At 63.4% G+C, this 18,900-nt stretch carries 22 protein-coding genes; 12 read left to right on the forward strand and 10 right to left on the reverse strand.

Annotation, left to right across the window (positions count from 1 at the left end; all coding sequences use genetic code 11):
* Window positions 1-40 precede the first annotated feature (40 nt).
* From CK219_RS03265 to CK219_RS03295, 7 genes are all read right to left on the reverse strand, one after another.
* The gene (locus CK219_RS03265) at window positions 41-847 is read right to left on the reverse strand and encodes a DUF72 domain-containing protein (protein ID WP_095765610.1); all 807 of its coding nucleotides are present in this window, start codon (window positions 845-847) and stop codon (window positions 41-43) included.
* A 23-nt stretch (window positions 848-870) separates the two neighbouring features.
* Entirely contained in the window at window positions 871-1,335 is a 465-nt protein-coding gene (locus tag CK219_RS03270) for a GNAT family N-acetyltransferase (RefSeq protein WP_095765285.1), read from the reverse strand.
* A 28-nt stretch (window positions 1,336-1,363) separates the two neighbouring features.
* A complete protein-coding gene (gene uvrA / locus CK219_RS03275) occupies window positions 1,364-4,285 on the reverse strand; it encodes an excinuclease ABC subunit UvrA (RefSeq protein ID WP_095765286.1) in 2,922 nt (973 codons plus the stop codon).
* 798 nt (window positions 4,286-5,083) lie between these two features.
* Entirely contained in the window at window positions 5,084-5,362 is a 279-nt protein-coding gene (locus CK219_RS03280) for a hypothetical protein (protein ID WP_095765287.1), read from the reverse strand.
* Between the two features lie 75 nt (window positions 5,363-5,437).
* Window positions 5,438-6,040, reverse strand: coding sequence for an ATP-dependent Clp protease proteolytic subunit (locus tag CK219_RS03285; protein ID WP_095765288.1), 603 nt, complete (start codon window positions 6,038-6,040; stop codon window positions 5,438-5,440).
* 27 nt (window positions 6,041-6,067) lie between these two features.
* Window positions 6,068-6,541: an SRPBCC domain-containing protein gene (locus CK219_RS03290; RefSeq protein WP_095765289.1), complete on the reverse strand. Its 474-nt coding sequence runs from the start codon at window positions 6,539-6,541 to the stop codon at window positions 6,068-6,070.
* Window positions 6,538-6,852: a metalloregulator ArsR/SmtB family transcription factor gene (locus CK219_RS03295; RefSeq protein ID WP_095765290.1), complete on the reverse strand. Its 315-nt coding sequence runs from the start codon at window positions 6,850-6,852 to the stop codon at window positions 6,538-6,540. The genes CK219_RS03290 and CK219_RS03295 overlap by 4 nt, the downstream gene beginning before the upstream one ends.
* 236 nt (window positions 6,853-7,088) lie before the next feature.
* Between CK219_RS03295 and CK219_RS03300 the strand changes: the two genes are divergently transcribed.
* The 3 genes from CK219_RS03300 (at window position 7,089) to CK219_RS03310 (ending at window position 8,552) form a co-directional block, all read left to right on the forward strand.
* Window positions 7,089-7,610, forward strand: coding sequence for a single-stranded DNA-binding protein (locus CK219_RS03300; RefSeq protein ID WP_095765291.1), 522 nt, complete (start codon window positions 7,089-7,091; stop codon window positions 7,608-7,610).
* 34 nt (window positions 7,611-7,644) lie between these two features.
* Window positions 7,645-8,043, forward strand: coding sequence for a DUF2306 domain-containing protein (locus CK219_RS03305; protein WP_095765292.1), 399 nt, complete (start codon window positions 7,645-7,647; stop codon window positions 8,041-8,043).
* A gap of 83 nt (window positions 8,044-8,126) precedes the next feature.
* The gene (locus tag CK219_RS03310; protein ID WP_095765611.1) at window positions 8,127-8,552 is read left to right on the forward strand and encodes an OsmC family protein; all 426 of its coding nucleotides are present in this window, start codon (window positions 8,127-8,129) and stop codon (window positions 8,550-8,552) included.
* Between the two features lie 45 nt (window positions 8,553-8,597).
* Here CK219_RS03310 and CK219_RS03315 read toward each other — a convergent pair whose 3' ends face one another.
* Window positions 8,598-9,227 carry a MarC family protein gene (locus CK219_RS03315; RefSeq protein ID WP_095765293.1) on the reverse strand — a complete coding sequence of 210 codons (630 nt, stop codon included), beginning with the start codon at window positions 9,225-9,227 and terminating at the stop codon, window positions 8,598-8,600.
* 147 nt (window positions 9,228-9,374) lie between these two features.
* Entirely contained in the window at window positions 9,375-9,908 is a 534-nt protein-coding gene (locus CK219_RS03320; RefSeq protein ID WP_095765294.1) for a hypothetical protein, read from the reverse strand.
* An 85-nt stretch (window positions 9,909-9,993) separates the two neighbouring features.
* On the opposite strand from CK219_RS03320, the gene CK219_RS03325 reads away from it, so the two are divergent.
* Entirely contained in the window at window positions 9,994-10,815 is an 822-nt protein-coding gene (locus tag CK219_RS03325) for an AraC family transcriptional regulator (protein ID WP_095765295.1), read from the forward strand.
* A 172-nt stretch (window positions 10,816-10,987) separates the two neighbouring features.
* Window positions 10,988-13,774 carry a DNA gyrase subunit A gene (gene gyrA, locus CK219_RS03330; protein WP_095765296.1) on the forward strand — a complete coding sequence of 929 codons (2,787 nt, stop codon included), beginning with the start codon at window positions 10,988-10,990 and terminating at the stop codon, window positions 13,772-13,774.
* A gap of 41 nt (window positions 13,775-13,815) precedes the next feature.
* On the opposite strand, the gene CK219_RS03335 is transcribed toward gyrA, so the two are convergent.
* Window positions 13,816-13,968 (reverse strand): hypothetical protein, encoded by a 153-nt coding sequence (locus CK219_RS03335; RefSeq protein WP_095765297.1) that lies wholly within the window; start codon window positions 13,966-13,968, stop codon window positions 13,816-13,818.
* A 191-nt stretch (window positions 13,969-14,159) separates the two neighbouring features.
* Here CK219_RS03335 and coaD point away from each other — a divergent pair, with 191 nt between their 5' ends.
* The 7 genes from coaD to tgt all read left to right on the forward strand — a co-directional run bounded on the left by coaD (window position 14,160) and on the right by tgt (window position 18,832).
* The gene (gene coaD / locus CK219_RS03340; protein ID WP_095765298.1) at window positions 14,160-14,660 is read left to right on the forward strand and encodes a pantetheine-phosphate adenylyltransferase; all 501 of its coding nucleotides are present in this window, start codon (window positions 14,160-14,162) and stop codon (window positions 14,658-14,660) included.
* A gap of 111 nt (window positions 14,661-14,771) precedes the next feature.
* Window positions 14,772-15,269, forward strand: a complete 498-nt coding sequence (locus CK219_RS03345) for a peptidylprolyl isomerase (protein WP_245340386.1) — start codon at window positions 14,772-14,774, stop codon at window positions 15,267-15,269.
* A gap of 29 nt (window positions 15,270-15,298) precedes the next feature.
* Window positions 15,299-15,811, forward strand: a complete 513-nt coding sequence (locus CK219_RS03350) for a peptidylprolyl isomerase (protein ID WP_095765300.1) — start codon at window positions 15,299-15,301, stop codon at window positions 15,809-15,811.
* A gap of 10 nt (window positions 15,812-15,821) precedes the next feature.
* The gene (locus CK219_RS03355) at window positions 15,822-16,271 is read left to right on the forward strand and encodes a DMT family transporter (protein WP_095765301.1); all 450 of its coding nucleotides are present in this window, start codon (window positions 15,822-15,824) and stop codon (window positions 16,269-16,271) included.
* 90 nt (window positions 16,272-16,361) lie between these two features.
* A complete protein-coding gene (queA, locus tag CK219_RS03360; protein WP_095765302.1) occupies window positions 16,362-17,450 on the forward strand; it encodes a tRNA preQ1(34) S-adenosylmethionine ribosyltransferase-isomerase QueA in 1,089 nt (362 codons plus the stop codon).
* Window positions 17,440-17,709, forward strand: coding sequence for a hypothetical protein (locus CK219_RS03365; RefSeq protein ID WP_095765303.1), 270 nt, complete (start codon window positions 17,440-17,442; stop codon window positions 17,707-17,709). Before queA ends, CK219_RS03365 begins: the two co-directional genes overlap by 11 nt.
* Window positions 17,702-18,832 (forward strand): tRNA guanosine(34) transglycosylase Tgt, encoded by a 1,131-nt coding sequence (tgt, locus tag CK219_RS03370; RefSeq protein ID WP_095765304.1) that lies wholly within the window; start codon window positions 17,702-17,704, stop codon window positions 18,830-18,832. The genes CK219_RS03365 and tgt overlap by 8 nt, the downstream gene beginning before the upstream one ends.
* The last annotated feature ends 68 nt before the right edge of the window (window positions 18,833-18,900 follow it).

Genomic DNA, 18,900 nt, shown 5'->3' on the forward strand with positions numbered 1-18,900 from the left:
CGGTCAAGATGCCCCGCAAGTTCCGACGGAGCTCGCCCCTTCAATCGGTCACCCGCTTCATCAGCGCCATGGCGCCGAAAGGGGCGCGCACCTTGCCCTCGGTGATGAAGTAGACAAACACGTCGCGCGGCTTGACCGGCGCATCGGTCTTGGGATCGGCGCGCGGCAGGTCGGCGGGCTGCTTGCCTTGCGCCCATGTCTTCACGCGTCCCGCCCATTCGTCGAGGCCTTTCGGCGTGTAGCAGTCGGGGTTGTCGTCGCTGCCGGTCTGCAGCCGCGCATAGACGAAGTCGCCGGTTACATCGGCGATCGCCGGATATTTTGCGTGATCGGCATAGACGATCGCGGCGTTGTATTTTCGGGCGAGCGCTGGAAACTCCGGCACGACGAAGCTGTCGTGGCGCACCTCCAGCGCGTGACGCAGAGGCACACCGTCCTGCTTCTCGGGCAGCAGCTTCAGGAAGGCTTCGAAATCGTCCGCGTCGAATTTCTTGGTCGGCGCGAACTGCCACAGAATCGGGCCGAGCTTTTCGCCGAGCGCGGCAACGCCGGAGCCCAGGAAGCGCATCATCGATTCGCCGGCCTCGCCGAGCACCCTCCGGTTGGTGACGAAGCGGTTGCCTTTGAGCGAGAAGACGAAACCCTCCGGCGCTTCGTTGGCCCACTTGGCGAAAGTCGGTTCCTTGAAGCTGGAATAATAAGTGCCGTTGACCTCGATGGTCGGGACCTGCCGGCTGGCGTAGTGGAGTTGCTTGGCCTTGGCGAGCTTGTCCGGGTAGAAGGAGGTGTCCCAAGGCTCGAAAGTCCAGCCGCCCATGCCGGAGCGGATTTTTCCTTGGCTCATTATCGTCCTCCTCTGTTCAAATGTGATCAGGCGGCTCGGTCGACCGACTTCATCATGTCGACCAGGGTCCATCCTGGCCGGTGTGGGTTGGCGCGGCGACCCGTTTCCCGATAGCCGTAGGCGGAATAGAGCGCGATGTTCCGCTCCATCCGCGAATTGGTGTAAAGCCGCACCTCCGGTACGGCCCACAACCGCGCCTGCTCGTCGGCGAAGTTGAGCAGTTTGATGCCGAGTTTTTTACCTTGGAAGGCCGGCGCGACGGCGACGCTGAAGATCATGGCGTGGTCGGGATGCCGTTCGAGGACGATCAGCCCGGCCAGTCCTCCGTCCTCTTCGAGCAGCCAGACCTCGCCGCGCTCGATGCGCGGCGCGTAGTCTTCCGTCACCGGAATCGGCGGGGCGCCGAACAGAGCGGTGTAGGGCGCATAGGCGGCCGTCGTCACCGCGGCAACGGCCGGAAGATCACCGGAAAGCGCTCTTCTAATTGTCATTCAAGCGCCCTTCCGACGAAATGCGCGCTCACTCCGCCGCTTCGCGTTTGCCTCCGGGGCGCCGCTCCAGCAGCTCCTTGAGGAACTGGCCTGTGTAGCTGCGCTTCTCGCGCACGATCGCTTCCGGCGTGCCGGACGCCACCAGCTCGCCGCCGCCGTCGCCGCCTTCGGGGCCGAGGTCCAGCACCCAGTCGGCGGTCTTGATCACTTCGAGATTGTGCTCGATCACCACCACCGTGTTGCCCTGGTCGACCAGCTCGTGCAGCACTTCGAGCAGCTTGGCGACGTCGTGGAAATGCAGGCCGGTGGTCGGCTCGTCGAGGATGTAGAGCGTCTTGCCGGTCGCCTTGCGCGACAATTCCTTGGCAAGCTTGATGCGCTGCGCCTCGCCGCCCGAGAGCGTCGTCGCCTGCTGGCCAATATGGATATAGCCGAGGCCGACCTGCTTCAGCGTCTCCAGCTTGTCGCGTACACCGGGCACCGCCGAGAAGAAGTCGACGCCCTCCTCGACCGTCATGTCGAGCACGTCGGCGATCGACTTGCCCTTGAACAGCACGTCGAGCGTCTCGCGGTTGTAGCGCTTGCCGTGGCAGACGTCGCAGGTAACATAGACATCGGGCAGGAAGTGCATCTCGATCTTGATGACGCCGTCGCCCTGGCAGGCCTCGCAGCGGCCGCCCTTGACGTTGAAGGAGAAGCGGCCCGGCTGATAGCCGCGCGCCTTGGCTTCGGGGAGGCCGGCGAACCAGTCGCGGATCGGCGTGAAGGCGCCGGTATAAGTCGCGGGGTTGGAGCGCGGCGTGCGGCCGATCGGCGACTGGTCGATGTCGATGACCTTGTCGAGGAATTCCAGGCCCTCGATGCGGTCGTGCTCGGCCGGATGCTCGCGCGAGCCCATGATGCGGCGCGAGGCCGCCTTGAACAGCGTCTCGATCAGGAAGGTCGATTTGCCGCCGCCGGACACGCCGGTGACCGCGGTGAAGGTGCCAAGCGGGATTTCCGCCGTCACATTCTTCAGATTGTTGCCGCGCGCGCCGACCACCTTGATGCGCCGGTTCTTCTTCGCCTCGCGCCGCACTGCGGGCGTTGCCACTTCGAGCTCGCCCGACAAATATTTGCCGGTGATCGAGGCAGGTGTGGCCATGATCTGCTGCGGCGTGCCTTGCGCGATGATCTGGCCGCCATGGATGCCGGCCGCCGGGCCGATGTCGACGACATAGTCGGCATGCAGGATGGCGTCCTCGTCATGCTCGACGACGATCACCGTGTTGCCGATGTCGCGGAGGTGCTTCAGCGTATCGAGCAGGCGCGCATTGTCGCGCTGATGCAGGCCGATCGACGGCTCGTCCAGCACATAGAGCACGCCGGTGAGGCCGGAGCCGATCTGCGAAGCGAGCCGGATGCGCTGGCTCTCGCCGCCCGACAGCGTGCCGGAATTGCGCGACAAGGTCAGATAGTCGAGGCCGACATCGTTGAGGAAGCGCAGCCGCTCGCGGATTTCCTTCAGCACGCGGACCGCGATCTCGTTCTGCTTGTCATTCAACTGCGCCGGCAGGTCGGTGAACCACTGGTCGGCCTTGCGGATCGACATCTCGGTGACTTCGCCGATATGCTTGCCGCCGATCTTCACCGCCAGCGCTTCCGGCTTCAGACGGTAGCCGTTGCAGGCGGGGCAGGGGGTGGCCGACATGAAGCGCTCGATCTCCTCGCGCATCCAGGCGGATTCAGTTTCCTTCCAGCGTCGGTCGAGATTGGGGATGACGCCCTCGAAGGTCTTGGTCGTCTTGTAGGAGCGCAGGCCGTCATCATACTGGAAGGTGATCTCGCGCTCGCCCGTGCCGCGCAACACGGCTTCTTTGGCCTCGGCGCTCAGATCCTTGAACTTGTCGCCGAGCTTGAAACCATAGACCTTGCCCAGCGCTTCCAGCGTCTGCGCGTAATAGGGCGAGGTCGATTTCGCCCACGGGCTGATGGCGCCGTCGCGCAGCGACACGTTCTCGTCCGGCACGACGAGGTTGGGATCGATGGCGCGCTGGCTGCCGAGGCCGTCGCAGGTCGGGCAGGCGCCGAACGGGTTGTTGAAGGAGAACAGCCTGGGCTCGATCTCCGGAATGGTGAAGCCAGACACCGGGCAGGCGAATTTCTCCGAGAACAGGATGCGCTCATGCGTCTCGTTCTTCGACTTGTTGACCGAATCCTCGCCGGTCTGGCTGGCGTCGAGCGGCTTGTCGGCGAATTCGGCCACGGCAAGACCTTCGGCAAGCTTCAGCGCTGTCTCGATCGAGTCCGCGAGACGCGTGGCCAGATCGCCGCGCACGACGATGCGGTCGACGACGACGTCGATGTCGTGCTTGTATTTCTTGTCGAGCGCCGGCACGTCGGCGATCTCGTAGAAGACGCCGTCGACCTTGACGCGCTGGAAGCCCTTCTTCTGCAGTTCCAGCAGTTCCTTGCGGTACTCGCCCTTGCGGCCGCGCACAATCGGGGCCAGCAGGAACAGGCGCGTGCCCTCGTCCAGCGCCAGCACGCGGTCGACCATCTGCGAAACCGTCTGGCTTTCGATCGGCAGGCCGGTGGCCGGCGAATAGGGGATGCCGACACGCGCGAACAGCAGGCGCATGTAGTCGTAGATTTCGGTGACGGTGCCGACGGTCGAGCGCGGGTTGCGCGATGTGGTCTTCTGCTCGATCGAGATGGCGGGCGACAGGCCGTCGATCTGGTCGACGTCCGGCTTCTGCATCATCTCGAGGAACTGGCGGGCATAGGCCGACAGGCTTTCGACGTAGCGGCGCTGGCCCTCGGCATAGATGGTGTCGAAGGCAAGCGACGACTTGCCGGATCCCGACAATCCGGTCATGACGATCAGGCTGTCGCGCGGCAGGTCGAGATCCACGTTCTTGAGATTGTGTTCGCGCGCCCCGCGAATGGAAAGGTATTTATGGTCGGCCATCGCCGGTCGCCGCCTCAGATCTGGAATTTGCTGGATTGGCGGGATTGTCCCGGCCATCCCCTATGTAGGTATTTTCACCGCCACGTCGAGAGACGCCACAATCTCGACGGGACAAGCCGATCATGGGTTTAACCGTCTTTCGCGCGACCGGGCAAGCGGAAAGAACAAAGGTCGAACACGCTCCTGACAAAGCGTTGTGGAAACAATCGCTCAAACGTTGTGAGAACAATTGTCCAAGCGTTGTGGAAACAATCGCGGCCGAGCTACGCGCCGTTGGGTGTGCCGAAGCACTCGACTTACCTGCACGTAACCTCCAGACGATCACATTTTTCGGTAACCGACTATTCAACGGTTGACGTCCCGGGCCCAGGGGAGCAGTCTCAAACGCGTCAACGAAGCCGGCCGTCTTTCGATGGCCTCGCCGCCCAATAGGCGGTCTGCGAGACGCCGCAGGCGATAGCGATTTGCGCTTCGAACGACATTGTCGCAACGGACCCAGGAGCGGAGCATGACGCCACCGGACAGTCCCTTGAGGCTCCACACTGAGATGGAGCCGCGGCGGGCATAAGTGCCAGGGCAGACTTGAAACGCCGGCCCGACAAACCGTGACTTGCCGATTCTTAACAATCAGAGACGATAGTCGGATCGTCGGCTGAACGCCGCGTTGCATCCGAAACAGAACGCCGGCAGTCCACTCCCGGCTAAAATTGGATTATCAGATCCATGAAAGCCCCGTCCACCTGCGGAAGCAGTGGCGGGGCTTACATTTTGTGGTGTTCGCGTTTGACCCGCTCGCAATCAATGGTTCGGGATCCGAGCGCCGCCCGTGGCCATATCGATCGTTATGCTGCCACCGATCCTGACATCGGTGTCGCCGATCTTGAAGGAACCGTCGCTGCCGGCCGGTAGCGCGTCTGGTTCCGGCTGCGGCGCCGGCTTGGCGATGCGGTAGTCGCCGCTGACGCCAGGCAGTTTCTGCGCCGAACTGTCGTCGGCAAGGGCGGCGCCGGCCACCAGCGCGCCGGCAAGCGCGGCGAGGGCAACGCACAAGTGCCTGGATTGGAACGGATCGACCATGCGCGGACTATAGGGACGCGGCTAGGGCAATGCCAGACGCGCGGCGATCAATTTGCCGCGCGCCTGCCCGCAACGTCAGGCCGCTTTCTTGCGCGTGTCGTAGACGTGGTCGACAAGGCCCCAAGTCTTGGCTTCCGCGGCGCTCATGAAGTAATCGCGATCGAGCGTGCGCTCGACCTCCTCGTAGGTCCGGCCGCAATGCTTGGCGTAGAGCTCGGTCATATGCTGCTTGGTACGCACGATGTCCTCGGCATGGCGCTGGATGTCTGAGGCCTGGCCCTGAAAGCCGCCCAGCGGCTGATGCAGCACGATCCTTGTGTTGGGCAGCGCGATCCGCCGCCCCGGCGCGCCGGCCATCAGCAGGAAGGAGCCCATCGAGGCGGCAAAGCCCATGCAGACCGTGGACACCGGGCAGGAGATGTACTGCATCGTGTCGTAGATGGCGAAGCCACTGGTCACCATGCCGCCCGGCGAGTTGATGTAGAGCGAGATCTCCTTGTCGGGGTGGTCGGACTCCAGCGACAGAAGCTGCGCGCAGACCAGCGCCGAGACGTTGTCGTTGATCTCGCCGTTGATGAAGACGATGCGCTCGCGCAGCAGCCGCGAAAAAATGTCGAAGGAACGCTCGCCGCGGCTCGATTGCTCGATGACCATCGGCACCAGATTGGCAATGCTCATGACGGGTTTCCTCGGTCCTCTTTTTGATCAGGCCGCGCGCAGCATCATGCAGGGCGCATTGGCGGCGGTCGGGTTCTTGCGCGCGTCGAGCGAAAGCCCGCAGCCGGCCCCGGAAACAGCGATAAGAGGCTGTGCGACCGGCACGAAGCCGTCATGCACGATGCTGAGATGTGTGCCGCCCGAGGCCGTGCCGGCAAGCGTGAAGGTGACGACACTGTCGAAGGGTGGAAGCCCGCCGTCGTCAGCACCAGGTCTTTCGCGCCAGGAATAGCGCAGCAGCCTGCCGGGCTCGGCCTCGAGCACCTCGCATTCGATCGGCGCATCCGGTCCGGCAAAGGCGAAGCGGCTGCCGGCTTCCGGCTTGATGTCGTTCGGCATCATCCAGGCGGCGAGCAGTTCCGGCTCGGTCAGCGCCCGCCAGACCTTTTCCGGCGGCTCAGGGAGGTCGCATTCGAAGCTGAGCGGCGCTTCGTTGACAATCGGGTTTTCGGTTGCCGTCATTGGTCCATTCCCTTCAGAACCGTCTTCAACTTCTCGATGCGTTCCGGCCAGAAGGCGCGGTAGCGTTCGATCCAGCCGAGCAGCGGGTCGAGCCCTTGCGGATCGGCGCGATAATATGCGTTGCGGCCGGCGCGCCGCTCGACCACCAGGCCGGCGCCGCGCAATACGGCAAGGTGCTGCGAGACCGCCGGCTGGGACACCCTCATGCCGGCGCGCAGCTCGCTCACGCTCATCTCGCCAGCGGTCAGCCGCTCGTAAACCGCGCGTCGCGTCGGGTCGGCCAGAGCGCGGAAAATCTCTGCTTCGATCATGACAGAAGCATAAGTCGATACTTATCGATTTGGCAAGCTTCTATTTGATCGCCATATCAAAATGCACGTCCACTCCTGCCTTTGCTGACATTCCTTGACAGAAAGTGCAGCTATGACTAGAACGAAAAGAGAACAAAAACCTTGTGGGAAAAGCCAGCCTTTTGCGGGCGGCGACGACCCGCAGGCTATAAGGTGAGCGACTTGAAATTTGTTTCGGATGAGCGCGGAGAAGTAAGATGGCGGGTAGCGTCAACAAGGTCATTCTGGTCGGCAATCTCGGAGCGGATCCCGAAATCCGCCGCCTGAATTCCGGTGATCCGGTCGTCAACATTCGCATCGCCACGTCGGAAAGCTGGCGCGACAAGAACTCGGGCGAGCGTAAGGAAAAAACCGAGTGGCATAACGTCGTCATTTTCAACGACCAGCTCGCCAAGGTGGCCGAGCAGTATTTGAAGAAGGGCATGAAGGTCTATGTCGAGGGTCAGCTGCAGACCCGCAAATGGCAGGACCAGACCGGTGCCGACAAATACACCACCGAAGTCGTGCTGCAGAAATTCCGAGGCGAGTTGCAGATGCTCGACGCGCGCGGCGAGGGCGGCGGCGGCCAGGTCGGCAATTATTCCGGCGGCGGCAACAGCCGAGGATCGGATTTCGGCCAGTCCAGCCCGAATGAAAGCTTCAACCGCGGCAGTGGCGGCTCCAGGGGCGGCGGTGGCGGCGGCTCGTCACGCGAGCTGGACGACGAGATCCCGTTCTAAGCGTCTCGAAACGGCCGTCTAAGGGGAAGGCGTGATGTCGCTCGGACCGCTTCTGTCGGCGCCGCCTCCCATTCCATGGCATGCATTCGCGGCCTTCGCCGCTTTGGCCATCGGCGGCGCCCAGCTAGCGCTGCCGAAAGGTACTGTGCGTCATCGTGTGCTGGGCTACAGCTGGGTGGCGTTGATGCTGGTCATCGCCATATCGAGCTTCTGGATCCAGCAGATCCGGCTCGTCGGTCCGTTCAGCCCGATCCATCTGTTGTCGATCCTGGTGCTGGTCACCGTGCCGCTGGCGGCTTGGTATGCCCACACGCATAAGGTAACAGCGCATCGCGGCGCCATGATCAAGCTCTATCTGTTCGCGCTGGTCGGCGCCGGCATCTTCACGCTGCTGCCCGGCCGGATCATGCACGCCGTTGTGTTCGGCCAGTAAGGCGTGTTGATATTCAGGTGAGGCCGGCCTGACCTGAATATCAACACGCCTTGGCGGACGGCAATTTCTCAAGGAAGGTCAACGTGAAAGCACGCATCAAATGGGTCGAGGAACGCACCTTCGTCGGCGAGTCCGGCAGCGGCCACAAGGTCGTGCTGGGCACGGCGCACAGGCCGGAAGGCAAGACGCCGGGACCGAGCCCGATGGAACTGGTGCTGATCGGCACCGGCGGCTGCTCGGCCTATGATGTCGTGCACATCCTCGAGAAGGGCCGGGAGGCGGTCGAGGATTGCGTGGTCGAGCTCGACGCCGACCGAGCCGAAGCCGATCCAAAGGTGTTCACCCACATCCACATGCATTTCATCGTCAAGGGCAGAGCCCTGTCGCACGACAAAGTGAAACGCGCGATCGATCTGTCGATCGAAAAATACTGCTCGGCTTCAGCCATGATGGCCAAGACGGCGACCATCACGCATGATTTCGAGGTGGTCGAGACGGCGGCGAAGTGAGGCAGTAGGCAGTAGGCAGTAGGCAGTAGGCAGTACGATACTTGTTCAAGCGGCCATCAGCGCCTTGATGCCGTCCGCCACGAACTGAACGGCTAGCGCCGCGAGGATGACGCCGAGCAGACGGGTCAGGATCGAGCGGCCGGTCTGGCCGAGGATGCGGTCGATACGCTCGGACAGCACGAAAACCAGAAAGGTGATCACCAGACAGATCGCTATGATGCCGACCAGCGCGGCCTGTGCGCCAAAACCCTGGAAGGAGCCCGACAGCAGCACGGTTGCCGAGATGGCGCCCGGACCGGCGATCAGCGGGATTGCCAGCGGGAAGGCGGCTATGTTGTGAATCATGTCCTTGGTGACGGCGACGTCGCCGATCTTCTCCTTACGGTCCTGGCGGCGCTCGAACACCATTTCGAAGGCGATGAAGAACAAGAGGAAGCCGCCGGCGACGCGAAAGGCCGGCAGCGTTATGCCGAACACCGACAGGATCGAGGCGCCGGCAATCGCAAACAGCGCCATGACCAGGAAGCCGATCACCGAGGCGCGGACCGAAACCTGCTGGCGCTCGTCACGATTCATGCCGCGCGTCACGGCAAGGAACAGCGGCGCCAGTCCCGGCGGGTCGATGGTCACCAGGATGGTGACGAAGGCGTTGAACAGGCTGTCGAAACTCGGCATCGCTGGTCCCCTCCCGCCGGGCGAAGCCCAGGTTTGCAATTGGTAGAGCAAAGCCGTGGCGCTGGAAAGCGGGAAGGAAATGGTGTGCGAAGCTGCGAAAGCAGGCGCGAAGGATCGCTACTTTCAATTCCTTGCGGCTTTCGATCGCTATTGAGGTTCATTTAGGCGACGAGCCAGAAACTCGACCTCCATGCGCCAGGTCGCGCCGCCATCATGCGAGCGCTCGCCGAGCCAGCGAAACGAGTTTTCGGTAATGCGTGAAAAGCTCCAGCGCACAGACGCGCCGGTGCCGTCGGTACCGACCTGGACGATCGTGCCGTCCTCGGCGTGGCCGACTTGGCGGCTGTAATACTGGTTGCGCGGATCGCTCCAGAAGATGTGCCAGGCGTCGGCGCCCGGATCGTAGACACGCAATGTGGTGCCGTAGAAGGTCCATGCTCCGAGCGAAGTCTGGGCCTCGGTGTTCCGCGCGGGCAAGATCCAGACGTCCTGCACGGCGCGGCCTTCGAGAACCCAGCCGAAATGCACTTCGCCGCGACCCGTGAGCGTTGTGCCATCCTCGAGAATGCGTGTGGCATCGAACGTCCATGCGCCGATGAAGCGGCCATAGAGTTTCAGCTTTTCGGCAAGGTCCGGTTTTGGGCCGTCGCTGTGCAGGGCCTCGGCAAAGGGATCGGTCATTGTTGCTGCCTCGTTTGTCAGGAGAGGGCCAGCAATAGCGGTATGGCAGGGTTCTGCGCTTGGGAAAAATTGCTATCTTTCAGCCATGACGACCGCGCAGAAGACTCTGGCTTCCGGACATGGCTGGCAGGTGTCCGACGTGGTGTGCACGGCCATCGCCGGCGACAAGCCGTTCGAGGAAGAGCATTGCAGCTTTTGCGTCGCCGCCGTGACCAGGGGCGCGTTCCGCTACCGCACGCGCCAGGGGACGGCGATGCTGGCGCCGGGCGCCATCCTGCTCGGCAATCCCGGCGCGTGCTATGAATGCGGGCATGAGCACGGCGCCGGCGACCGCTGCCTCTCCTTCCATTTTTCGCCGGCCTATCTGGAGCGCGTCCTGGCCGACCTGCCGGATGTGAAACGGCTCGGCTTTACCCATCCACGCCTGCCGCCCTTGCCGGCGCTGGCGCCTCTGCTGGCCGAGGCGGAAGCGGCACGGGAAGCGGGCGACGGCGACGCATTCGAGGAACTCGGCCTGCGCATGGCCGGGGCGGTCGCGACGGCTGCGGCCGACACTTCCACAGCTGGCCGGGCGCCCAGCCGCCGCGACCAGAAGCGCGTTGCCGAGGCGGTGCGGCTGATCGAGCTCAACGCCGATCGACCATTGTCGCTTACCAAGCTCGCCGCCGGCGTGGCGACAAGCCCGTTTCACTTCCTGCGCACGTTCCGGCAGGTTGCCGGCATGACGCCCTATCAGTTCCTGCTGAGGACGAGGCTGCACCGCGCCGCGGTGCGTCTGCGCAGCTCGGGCGCGGCGATCTCGGCGATCGCCTTCGATGCCGGCTTTAACGATCTGTCGACCTTCAACCGCCGGTTCCGGCGCGAGATGGGACAAGCTCCCGGCGCCTATCGCGCCAGACGGACCTGAGGGCGCTGACGCCGGCTGAAGCGAAATCGACCTTGGCCATATCGTCGCAATCAGCGATATCCATTTGAAATTGCCATCAAAATTGTCTCTGGAAAAGTCCGGCCAACATTGGAGTTTCGGCGAGGCTTCCTATATAAGCGGTGAGTGATTCCCGACTGGATTGTGACCTGATTTGACCGACCAGAAGACACCGCGCGGGCCGGACGGCGGCCCCACCGGCATCGAGCCGATTTCGATCATCGAGGAGATGCAGCGCTCCTATCTCGATTACGCCATGAGCGTGATCGTCAGCCGTGCGCTGCCCGACGTGCGCGACGGCCTGAAGCCGGTGCATCGCCGCATCCTCTATGCCTCGCATGAGAGCGGCTACCACTGGAACCGCAAATATGTGAAATCGGCCCGCCCGGTCGCCGACGTGATGGGTAAATACCATCCGCATGGCGATGCCTCGATCTATGACGCGCTGGTGCGCATGGCGCAGGACTGGTCGCTGCGCGTGCCGCTGATCGACGGTCAGGGCAATTTCGGCTCGATCGACGGCGATCCGCCGGCGGCGATGCGCTACACCGAGTCCAGGCTCACCAAGGTCGCGCATGAGCTCTTGGAGGACATCGACAAGGAAACCGTCGATTTTCAGGATACTTATGATGCGTCCGGCAGCGAGCCCAAGGTACTGCCGGCCCGTTTCCCGAACCTTCTGGTCAACGGCTCCGGCGGTATCGCCGTCGGCATGGCCACCAACATTCCACCGCACAATCTCGTCGAAGTCTGTAACGGCGTCATCGCTCTTATCGACAATCCGGCGATCGACCTGACGGCGCTGATGGAGATCGTGCCCGGTCCGGATTTCCCAACCGGCGGCATCGTGCTTGGCCGTTCGGGCATCTACAATGCCTATTCGACGGGCCGCGGTTCGATCGTCATGCGCGGCCGCGTCGAGATCGAGCAGCGCGGCAATGACCGCGAATCCATCGTCGTCACCGAGATTCCTTATCAGGTGAACAAGGCCTCGATGATCGAGAAGATGGCCGAGCTGGTGCGCGACAAGCGCATCGAGGGCATTTCCGACATCCGCGACGAGAGCGACCGCCAGGGCTACCGCGTCGTCGTGGAGTTGAAGCGCGACGCCGTAGCCGACGTTGTCCTCAATCAGCTCTACCGTTTCACGCCGCTGCAAACCTCGTTCGGCGCCAATATGGTGGCGCTCAACGGCGGCAAGCCGGAAGTGCTGACGCTGATCGACATGCTGAAGGCCTTTGTCGGCTTCCGCGAGGAAGTCGTCAGCCGTCGCACGAAATATCTGCTGCGCAAGGCGCGCGAGCGGGCGCATGTGTTGGTCGGGCTGGCGATTGCGGTCGCTAATATCGACGAGGTGATCAAGCTGATCCGCACCGCGCCGGATCCGCAGACGGCGCGCGAGCAGTTGATGGAGCGGCGCTGGCCGTCACACGACGTCGCTCCGCTGATCCAGCTGATCGACGATCCGCGCCATCGCATCAACGAGGACGGCACCTATAATCTGTCCGAGGAACAGGCGCGCGCCATTCTTGACCTGCGCCTGCAGCGCCTGACCGCGCTCGGCCGCGACGAGATCGCCGACGAATTGAACCAGATCGGCGCTGAAATCGTCGATTTCCTTGATATTTTGTCATCGCGCGCGCGCATCCAGCAGATCGTCAAGCACGAGCTGGTCGCGGTCCGCGACGAGTTCGGCACACCGCGCCGCACCGAGCTGACCGACGGCGGTTCGGATATGGAAGACGAGGACCTGATCCAGCGCGAGGACATGGTCGTCACCGTCAGCCATTCCGGCTACATCAAGCGCGTGCCGCTGTCACTCTACCGGGCGCAGCGCCGTGGCGGCAAAGGCCGCTCCGGCATGTCGACCAAGGAAGAGGATTTCGTCACCCGCCTGTTCGTCGCCAACACGCACACGCCGGTGCTGTTCTTCTCATCGCGCGGCATCGTCTACAAGGAAAAGGTCTGGCGGCTGCCGATCGGTAACCCGCAATCGCGCGGCAAGGCGCTGATCAACATGCTGCCGCTCGAGCAGGGCGAGCGCATCACGACGATCATGCCGCTGCCGGAGGACGAAACCAGCTGGGGCGAGCTCGATGTGATGTTCGCGACCACGCGTGGCACCGTGCGCCGCAACAAGCTGTCCGACTTCGTCCAGGTCAACCGCAATGGCAAGATCGCCATGAAGCTGGAGGAAGAGGGCGACGAGATCCTCGGCGTCGAGACCTGCACCGACAATGACGATGTGCTTCTGACAGCGAATTCCGGCCAGTGCATCCGTTTCCGGGTCTCCGATGTGCGTGTGTTCCAGAGCCGCAATTCCGTCGGCGTGCGCGGCATAACCATGGCCGAGACCGACCGCATCATCTCGATGTCCATCATCGAGAACGTCGATGCGTCGCCCGCAGAGCGCGCGGCCTATCTGAAGCGCGCCGCGGCGGAGCGCAGGCTTGCCGCCGGCGGAGCCGGCGAGGAGGAGGAGATCGCGCTCACCAATGAGGAAATCGGCGAGGAAGCCGAGCTTTCCGAGGAGCGCTACGAGTTCCTCAAGGCGCATGAGAAGCTTGTGCTCACGGTGACCGAATATGGCTACGGCAAGCGCTCGTCGTCCTACGATTTCCGGCTGACGGGCCGCGGCGGCAAAGGTATCCGCGCCACCGATGTGTCGAAGGTAGCCGAGATCGGCCGGCTGGTCGCGACGTTCCCGGTCGGCAATGACGATCAGATCATGCTGGTTTCGGACGGCGGCACGGTCATCCGCGTGCCGGTCAACGGCATACGCTTCGCCAGCCGGGCCACTAAGGGCGTGACGATCTTCAACACGGCCGAAGGCGAGAAGGTTGTATCGGTGGAGCGGATTTCGGAACCGCAGTCGGACGAAGAGGCCGAAGACGTGGCTTCAAGCGAGACCGGCACCGAGGGCATGGGCGAAGGCGAATAGGTTCAAGCTTCACCGGCCTCTCTGGGCCGGTGCGATCATGATCAGTGGCGACGGTAGACGTTGCGATGGGCGAAACCATCGAGCCGCTTGGTATTGGCCTTGACGCGCACCCGCGCTGCTTCCTGATGCAACCCGAATGCAGTCGCGATCAGCATCACAATGGTCATTGCAGTGGCAAGCATGTAGATCAGCATTTGCGTGTTCTCCTGGGCGTACAACGATGAGGTGGGGATTTGGTTTCACCTCTTGAAGCGGCAACCTAGTGAACGCTGCGTGAAATGTTCGTGATTGCCGCATTCATCTGTCGTTCATCGGCGCGAAAAGGTTCACGGCAATGCAATTAATGAGATTTGCCTTTGTCCGAGAGGGTCGCTAGAAGCCTGCCATGACGGAACGCACCGCCCTTTACGCCGGCTCTTTCGACCCGCTGACCAATGGCCATCTCGATGTGCTGAAAGCGTCGCTGGCGGTGGCCGACACCGTCTACGCGGCGATCGGCATTCATCCGGGCAAGAAGCCGTTGTTTTCCTTCGAGGAACGCGTGGAGTTGATCGAGGCCGCAACCAAGGTCGAATTCGGTCGCGACAGCGATCGTATCAAGGTCGTGTCCTTCGACGGGCTGGTCATCGACGCGGCCCGCAAGCACGGCGCCTCGATCATGATCCGGGGGCTGCGCGACGGCACCGACCTCGATTACGAAATGCAGATGGCCGGCATGAACGAGACGATGGCGCCCGAATTGCAGACGGTTTTTCTGCCCGCCAGCCCTTCGGTGCGCACCATTACCGCCACACTTGTGCGCCAGATTGCGTCGATGGGCGGCGATATCCGCCCGTTCGTGCCTGCGGCCGTTGCCGGCGCGCTCGCCGCCAAGTTCACCAAATAGGTTTTCCCGGAGATACCCATGCAGCTGAAGAAGCTCGCTTCGTTCCTTGTCGTGGTTGCCGGCCTTTTCGCGGCGTCCTTGCCGGCCGTCGCCGCCGACAAGGAAAACACAATGATCATCACGCTCAAGGACGGCGACGTGACCATCGCGTTGCGTCCCGATCTGGCGCCCAAGCATGTCGCGCAGATCAAGAAGCTGGTGCGCGACGGCGCCTACGACAACGTCGCCTTCCACCGCGTCATCGACGGCTTCATGGCGCAGACGGGCGACGTCAAATTCGGCAACATGAAGAAGGGGTTCAACCCCGAAGCCGTCGGCACCGGCGGCTCCGATCTTCCCGACCTGCCGGCCGAGTTTTCGCAGAGCGAGCAGTTCGCGCGCGGCGTGGTCGGCATGGCCCGTTCGCAGGACCCGAACTCGGCCAACTCGCAATTCTTCATCATGTTCGCGCCGGCGCCGAACCTCGACGGCCAGTACACCATCGTCGGCAAGGTGGTCGGCGGCATGGATATCGTCGACAAGATCAAGAAGGGCGACGAGGCCGACAACGGCACGGTCACCGACCCCGACCGCATGATCAAGGTTCGCATCGCCGCCGACAGCAAGTAACCCCCTCAATTTTCAAAGGAATTTCCGACATGGCTGAGATCAAGGACCGCGAGAACGCGCTCATCATGGAAACGACCAAGGGCCCGGTCGTCATCGAAATGTACCCTGAATTGGCGCCCGGGCACGTCGCCCGCATCAAGGAACTGGCGCGTGAAGGGGCCTATGACGGCGTGGTGTTCCATCGCGTCATCGACGGCTTCATGGCGCAGACCGGCGACGTCAAGTTCGGCAATTCGAGCAAGCCCACCTATGCGCCGTCGCGCGCGGGCATGGGCGGCTCCGACAAGCCAGACCTCAAGGCCGAGTTCTCCAACGCCAATCACGGCCGCGGCGCCTGCTCGATGGCTAGGGCCCAGAACCCGAACTCGGCGAACTCGCAGTTCTTCATCTGCTTCGACGACGCGGCCTTCCTCAACCGCCAGTACACGGTTTGGGGCCAGGTCATCGAAGGCATGGAGAATGTCGACAAGATCAAGCGCGGCGAGCCGGTGCAGGATCCCGACAAGATCGTGTCGCTGAAAGTCGCGGCAGACGTCAAGTAAAGGCGGAACGATGATGGGCGCTGTCTGGTCCCTGCTCGGCATCCTGTCCGGCGCCTTCATCGCCATCCAGGCGCCGATCAATTCGCAATTGGCTAAGGGCCTCGGCCTTCCGGTCGCGGCCGCCGCCTTTTCCTTCCTGTCCGGTGCCATCGTGCTCGGCATCATCTCGATCTCGGTGGTGAAGCTGCAGGGCATCTCGCTCGACTGGAAGGCGCCGGCGCCCTGGCTGTTCGTCGCCGGCGGCATGCTCGGTGGCTTCTATGTGACGCTGTCGACGATCCTCACGCCACGCATCGGCGCTGCGGCGCTGATGGCCTTCCTCGTCGCCGGCCAGCTGATCGCCGGCATGCTGATCGACCGCGCCGGCTTCCTTGGCGTGGCGGTGCGCGAAATCTCGCTTGGCCGCGTCGCCGGCGCTGTGCTGCTCTTGGCCGGAGCGCTGCTGGTGCGGCTGACCTGAGCGTCGGCTGTTTCGTTCGACGGCAATTGCTCGCAAAGCGCGGCAACAAGACGGTGGCGAGAGCGCGGCGATCGGGTTATTGCCGCAGGCATGAAAGTGGACCTCTTCGATTTCGATCTTCCCGAAGACCGCATCGCGCTCAGGCCGGCCGAGCCGCGCGACAGCGCTCGGCTGCTGGTGGTGAGGCCGGACACCGGTTTCGAGGACCGGACGGTCCGGGACCTGCCGGCGCTGCTCAAGGCCGGCGACGTGCTGGTGTTCAACGACACCAAGGTCATCCCGGCGCAATTGAAGGGCATCAGGCTGCGCGGCGAAGCGGCGGCGCAGGTCGAGGCGACGCTGCACATGCGCACCGGCCCCGACCGCTGGCTGGCCTTCATGCGACCGGGAAAGCGCATCGCCGCCGGCGACCGCATCCAGTTCGGCCATGACGGCAGTTCCTGCTTTCTGGGCCGGCTCGACGCCACGGTGCTTGAAAAAGGCGAGGGCGGCGAAGCGCTGCTCGGCTTCGATCTGTCGGGCGCCTTTCTCGACGAGGCGCTGCATGCCGTCGGGCATATCCCGCTGCCGCCCTACATTGCGTCGAAGCGCGAGGACGACGAGCGCGACCGCGCCGATTATCAGACGATCTATGCGCGCGAGGAAGGCGCGGTGGCCGCGCCTACCGCCGGCCTGCATTTCACCCCGGAGCTGTTCGCGGCGCTCGACGCCAACGGCATCGAGCGCCGCTTCGTCACGCTGCATGTCGGCGCCGGCACTTTTCTACCGGTGAAGGCCGACGACACGACCGACCACAAGATGCATGCCGAGACCGGCTCGGTAAGCCCGGAGACGGCGGCGGCGCTCAACGCGGCCAAGGCGCGGCGAGGGCGGATCATCTGCGTCGGCACGACATCGCTGCGGCTCTTGGAGAGCGCGGCGCGCGACGACGGCAGGGTCGAGCCCTGGTCCGGACCCACCGACATCTTCATCACGCCCGGCTATCGCTTCCGTACGGCCGACATGCTGATGACCAATTTCCATCTGCCGCGCTCGACGCTGTTCATGCTGGTCTCGGCCTTCAGCGGGCTGGAGATGATGCGCTCGGCCTATGCGCATGCAATCGAGAACCGCTACAGGTTCTACTCCTATGGAGACGCAAGCCTGCTTTTTCGTGCGGAGACGAGCAATGGACGATGACCTCGACAGCATGGACCGCGATACGCTGATCGCGCAGGTGAAGAAACTGCGCGCCGGTATCCGCGCACATCGCGACGCGACGGGGCATGATCTGTGCTGGCATCATCCTGACCTCTGGGAGCTTTTGCCGGAAAGGACCGAGCCGGCGATTGCCGTGCCGCCATGGCCGAAATTCATGCGCGGCTGCATCCGCTACCGGCAGTCGCTCGACGAGCAGGCGCCCGGCGCGCCGGAGCACGACAAGGAGTTCAATGGCTGAGACTTTTTCATTCGAGGTGCTTGCCACCGATGGCAAGGCGCGGCGCGGCCTGGTCTCGATGCCGCGCGGCGAGATCCGCACGCCGGCCTTCATGCCGGTCGGCACCGGCGGCACCGTCAAGACCATGTATATGGACCAGGTGCGCGGGGTCGGCGCCGACATCATCCTCGGCAACACCTACCATCTGATGCTGCGACCAGGCGCCGAGCGCGTGGCCAGACTCGGCGGCCTGCATGAGTTCGCGCGCTGGCCGCATCCGATCCTGACCGACAGCGGCGGCTTTCAGGTCATGTCGCTGTCGAAGCTCAGGAAGCTGACCGAACAGGGCGTCACCTTCCGCTCGCATATCGACGGCGCGCCCTACGAGATGTCGCCGGAGCGATCGATCGAAATCCAGGGACTGCTCGATTCCGACATCCAGATGCAGCTCGATGAATGCACGGCGCTGCCGGCCAAGCCCGAGGAGATCGAGCGCGCCATGGAATTGTCGCTGCGCTGGGCAGAGCGCTGCAAGGCGGCGTTCGGCGACCAGCCAGGCAAGGCGATGTTCGGCATCGTCCAGGGCGGCGACAGCGCGGCCTTGCGCGTGCGCTCCGCCCAGGCGCTGAAAGCGATGGATCTGAAAGGCTATGCGGTCGGTGGGCTCGCGGTCGGCGAGCCGCAGCCGGTGATGCTGGAGATGCTCGACATCACCTGCCCGGAGCTGCCGGCCGACAGACCGCGCTACCTGATGGGCGTCGGCACGCCGGACGATATCCTGAAATCGGTGGCGCGCGGCATCGACATGTTCGACTGCGTGATGCCGACCCGCGCCGGCCGCCATGGCCTTGCCTACACGCGCCGCGGCAAGGTCAATCTCAGGAACGCCCGCCATGCCGACGATCCGCGCCCGCTCGACGAGGAAAGCGACTGCCCGGCCGCGCGCGATTATTCGCGCGCCTACCTGCATCACCTGGTGCGCTCGCAGGAAGCGCTCGGCGCCATGCTGCTCACCTGGAACAACCTGTCTTATTATCAGAGGCTGATGCAGGACGTCCGAGCAGCCATCGGGGCGCAGGCTTTCGAAGCGCGCGCCGCCGAGATTACCGAAGGCTGGGCGCGGGGCGATATCCCGGTCCTTTGATCGGGGAAGCGTCGGAAAACCTTTCATAAATCAGATCAAGAGTAAGTATGCCTTGCCATATCGAGGCA

It is taken from the genome of Mesorhizobium sp. WSM4313, from assembly GCF_002294725.1.
Classification (GTDB): domain Bacteria; phylum Pseudomonadota; class Alphaproteobacteria; order Rhizobiales; family Rhizobiaceae; genus Mesorhizobium.

Bases quoted from the DNA above. Each gene is read 5' to 3' on its own strand.
- CK219_RS03270 (WP_095765285.1), bottom strand. From the start codon at position 1,335: ATGACAATTAGAAGAGCGCTTTCCGGTGATCTTCCGGCCGTTGCCGCG.
- uvrA (WP_095765286.1), bottom strand. From the start codon at position 4,285: ATGGCCGACCATAAATACCTTTCCATTCGCGGGGCGCGCGAACACAAT.
- CK219_RS03280 (WP_095765287.1), bottom strand. From the start codon at position 5,362: ATGGTCGATCCGTTCCAATCCAGGCACTTGTGCGTTGCCCTCGCCGCG.
- CK219_RS03285 (WP_095765288.1), bottom strand. From the start codon at position 6,040: ATGAGCATTGCCAATCTGGTGCCGATGGTCATCGAGCAATCGAGCCGC.
- CK219_RS03290 (WP_095765289.1), bottom strand. From the start codon at position 6,541: ATGACGGCAACCGAAAACCCGATTGTCAACGAAGCGCCGCTCAGCTTC.
- CK219_RS03295 (WP_095765290.1), bottom strand. From the start codon at position 6,852: ATGATCGAAGCAGAGATTTTCCGCGCTCTGGCCGACCCGACGCGACGC.
- CK219_RS03300 (WP_095765291.1), top strand. From the start codon at position 7,089: ATGGCGGGTAGCGTCAACAAGGTCATTCTGGTCGGCAATCTCGGAGCG.
- CK219_RS03305 (WP_095765292.1), top strand. From the start codon at position 7,645: ATGTCGCTCGGACCGCTTCTGTCGGCGCCGCCTCCCATTCCATGGCAT.
- CK219_RS03315 (WP_095765293.1), bottom strand. From the start codon at position 9,227: ATGCCGAGTTTCGACAGCCTGTTCAACGCCTTCGTCACCATCCTGGTG.
- CK219_RS03320 (WP_095765294.1), bottom strand. From the start codon at position 9,908: ATGACCGATCCCTTTGCCGAGGCCCTGCACAGCGACGGCCCAAAACCG.
- CK219_RS03325 (WP_095765295.1), top strand. From the start codon at position 9,994: ATGACGACCGCGCAGAAGACTCTGGCTTCCGGACATGGCTGGCAGGTG.
- CK219_RS03335 (WP_095765297.1), bottom strand. From the start codon at position 13,968: ATGCTGATCTACATGCTTGCCACTGCAATGACCATTGTGATGCTGATC.
- coaD (WP_095765298.1), top strand. From the start codon at position 14,160: ATGACGGAACGCACCGCCCTTTACGCCGGCTCTTTCGACCCGCTGACC.
- CK219_RS03345 (WP_245340386.1), top strand. From the start codon at position 14,772: ATGATCATCACGCTCAAGGACGGCGACGTGACCATCGCGTTGCGTCCC.
- CK219_RS03350 (WP_095765300.1), top strand. From the start codon at position 15,299: ATGGCTGAGATCAAGGACCGCGAGAACGCGCTCATCATGGAAACGACC.
- CK219_RS03355 (WP_095765301.1), top strand. From the start codon at position 15,822: ATGATGGGCGCTGTCTGGTCCCTGCTCGGCATCCTGTCCGGCGCCTTC.
- queA (WP_095765302.1), top strand. From the start codon at position 16,362: ATGAAAGTGGACCTCTTCGATTTCGATCTTCCCGAAGACCGCATCGCG.
- CK219_RS03365 (WP_095765303.1), top strand. From the start codon at position 17,440: ATGGACGATGACCTCGACAGCATGGACCGCGATACGCTGATCGCGCAG.
- tgt (WP_095765304.1), top strand. From the start codon at position 17,702: ATGGCTGAGACTTTTTCATTCGAGGTGCTTGCCACCGATGGCAAGGCG.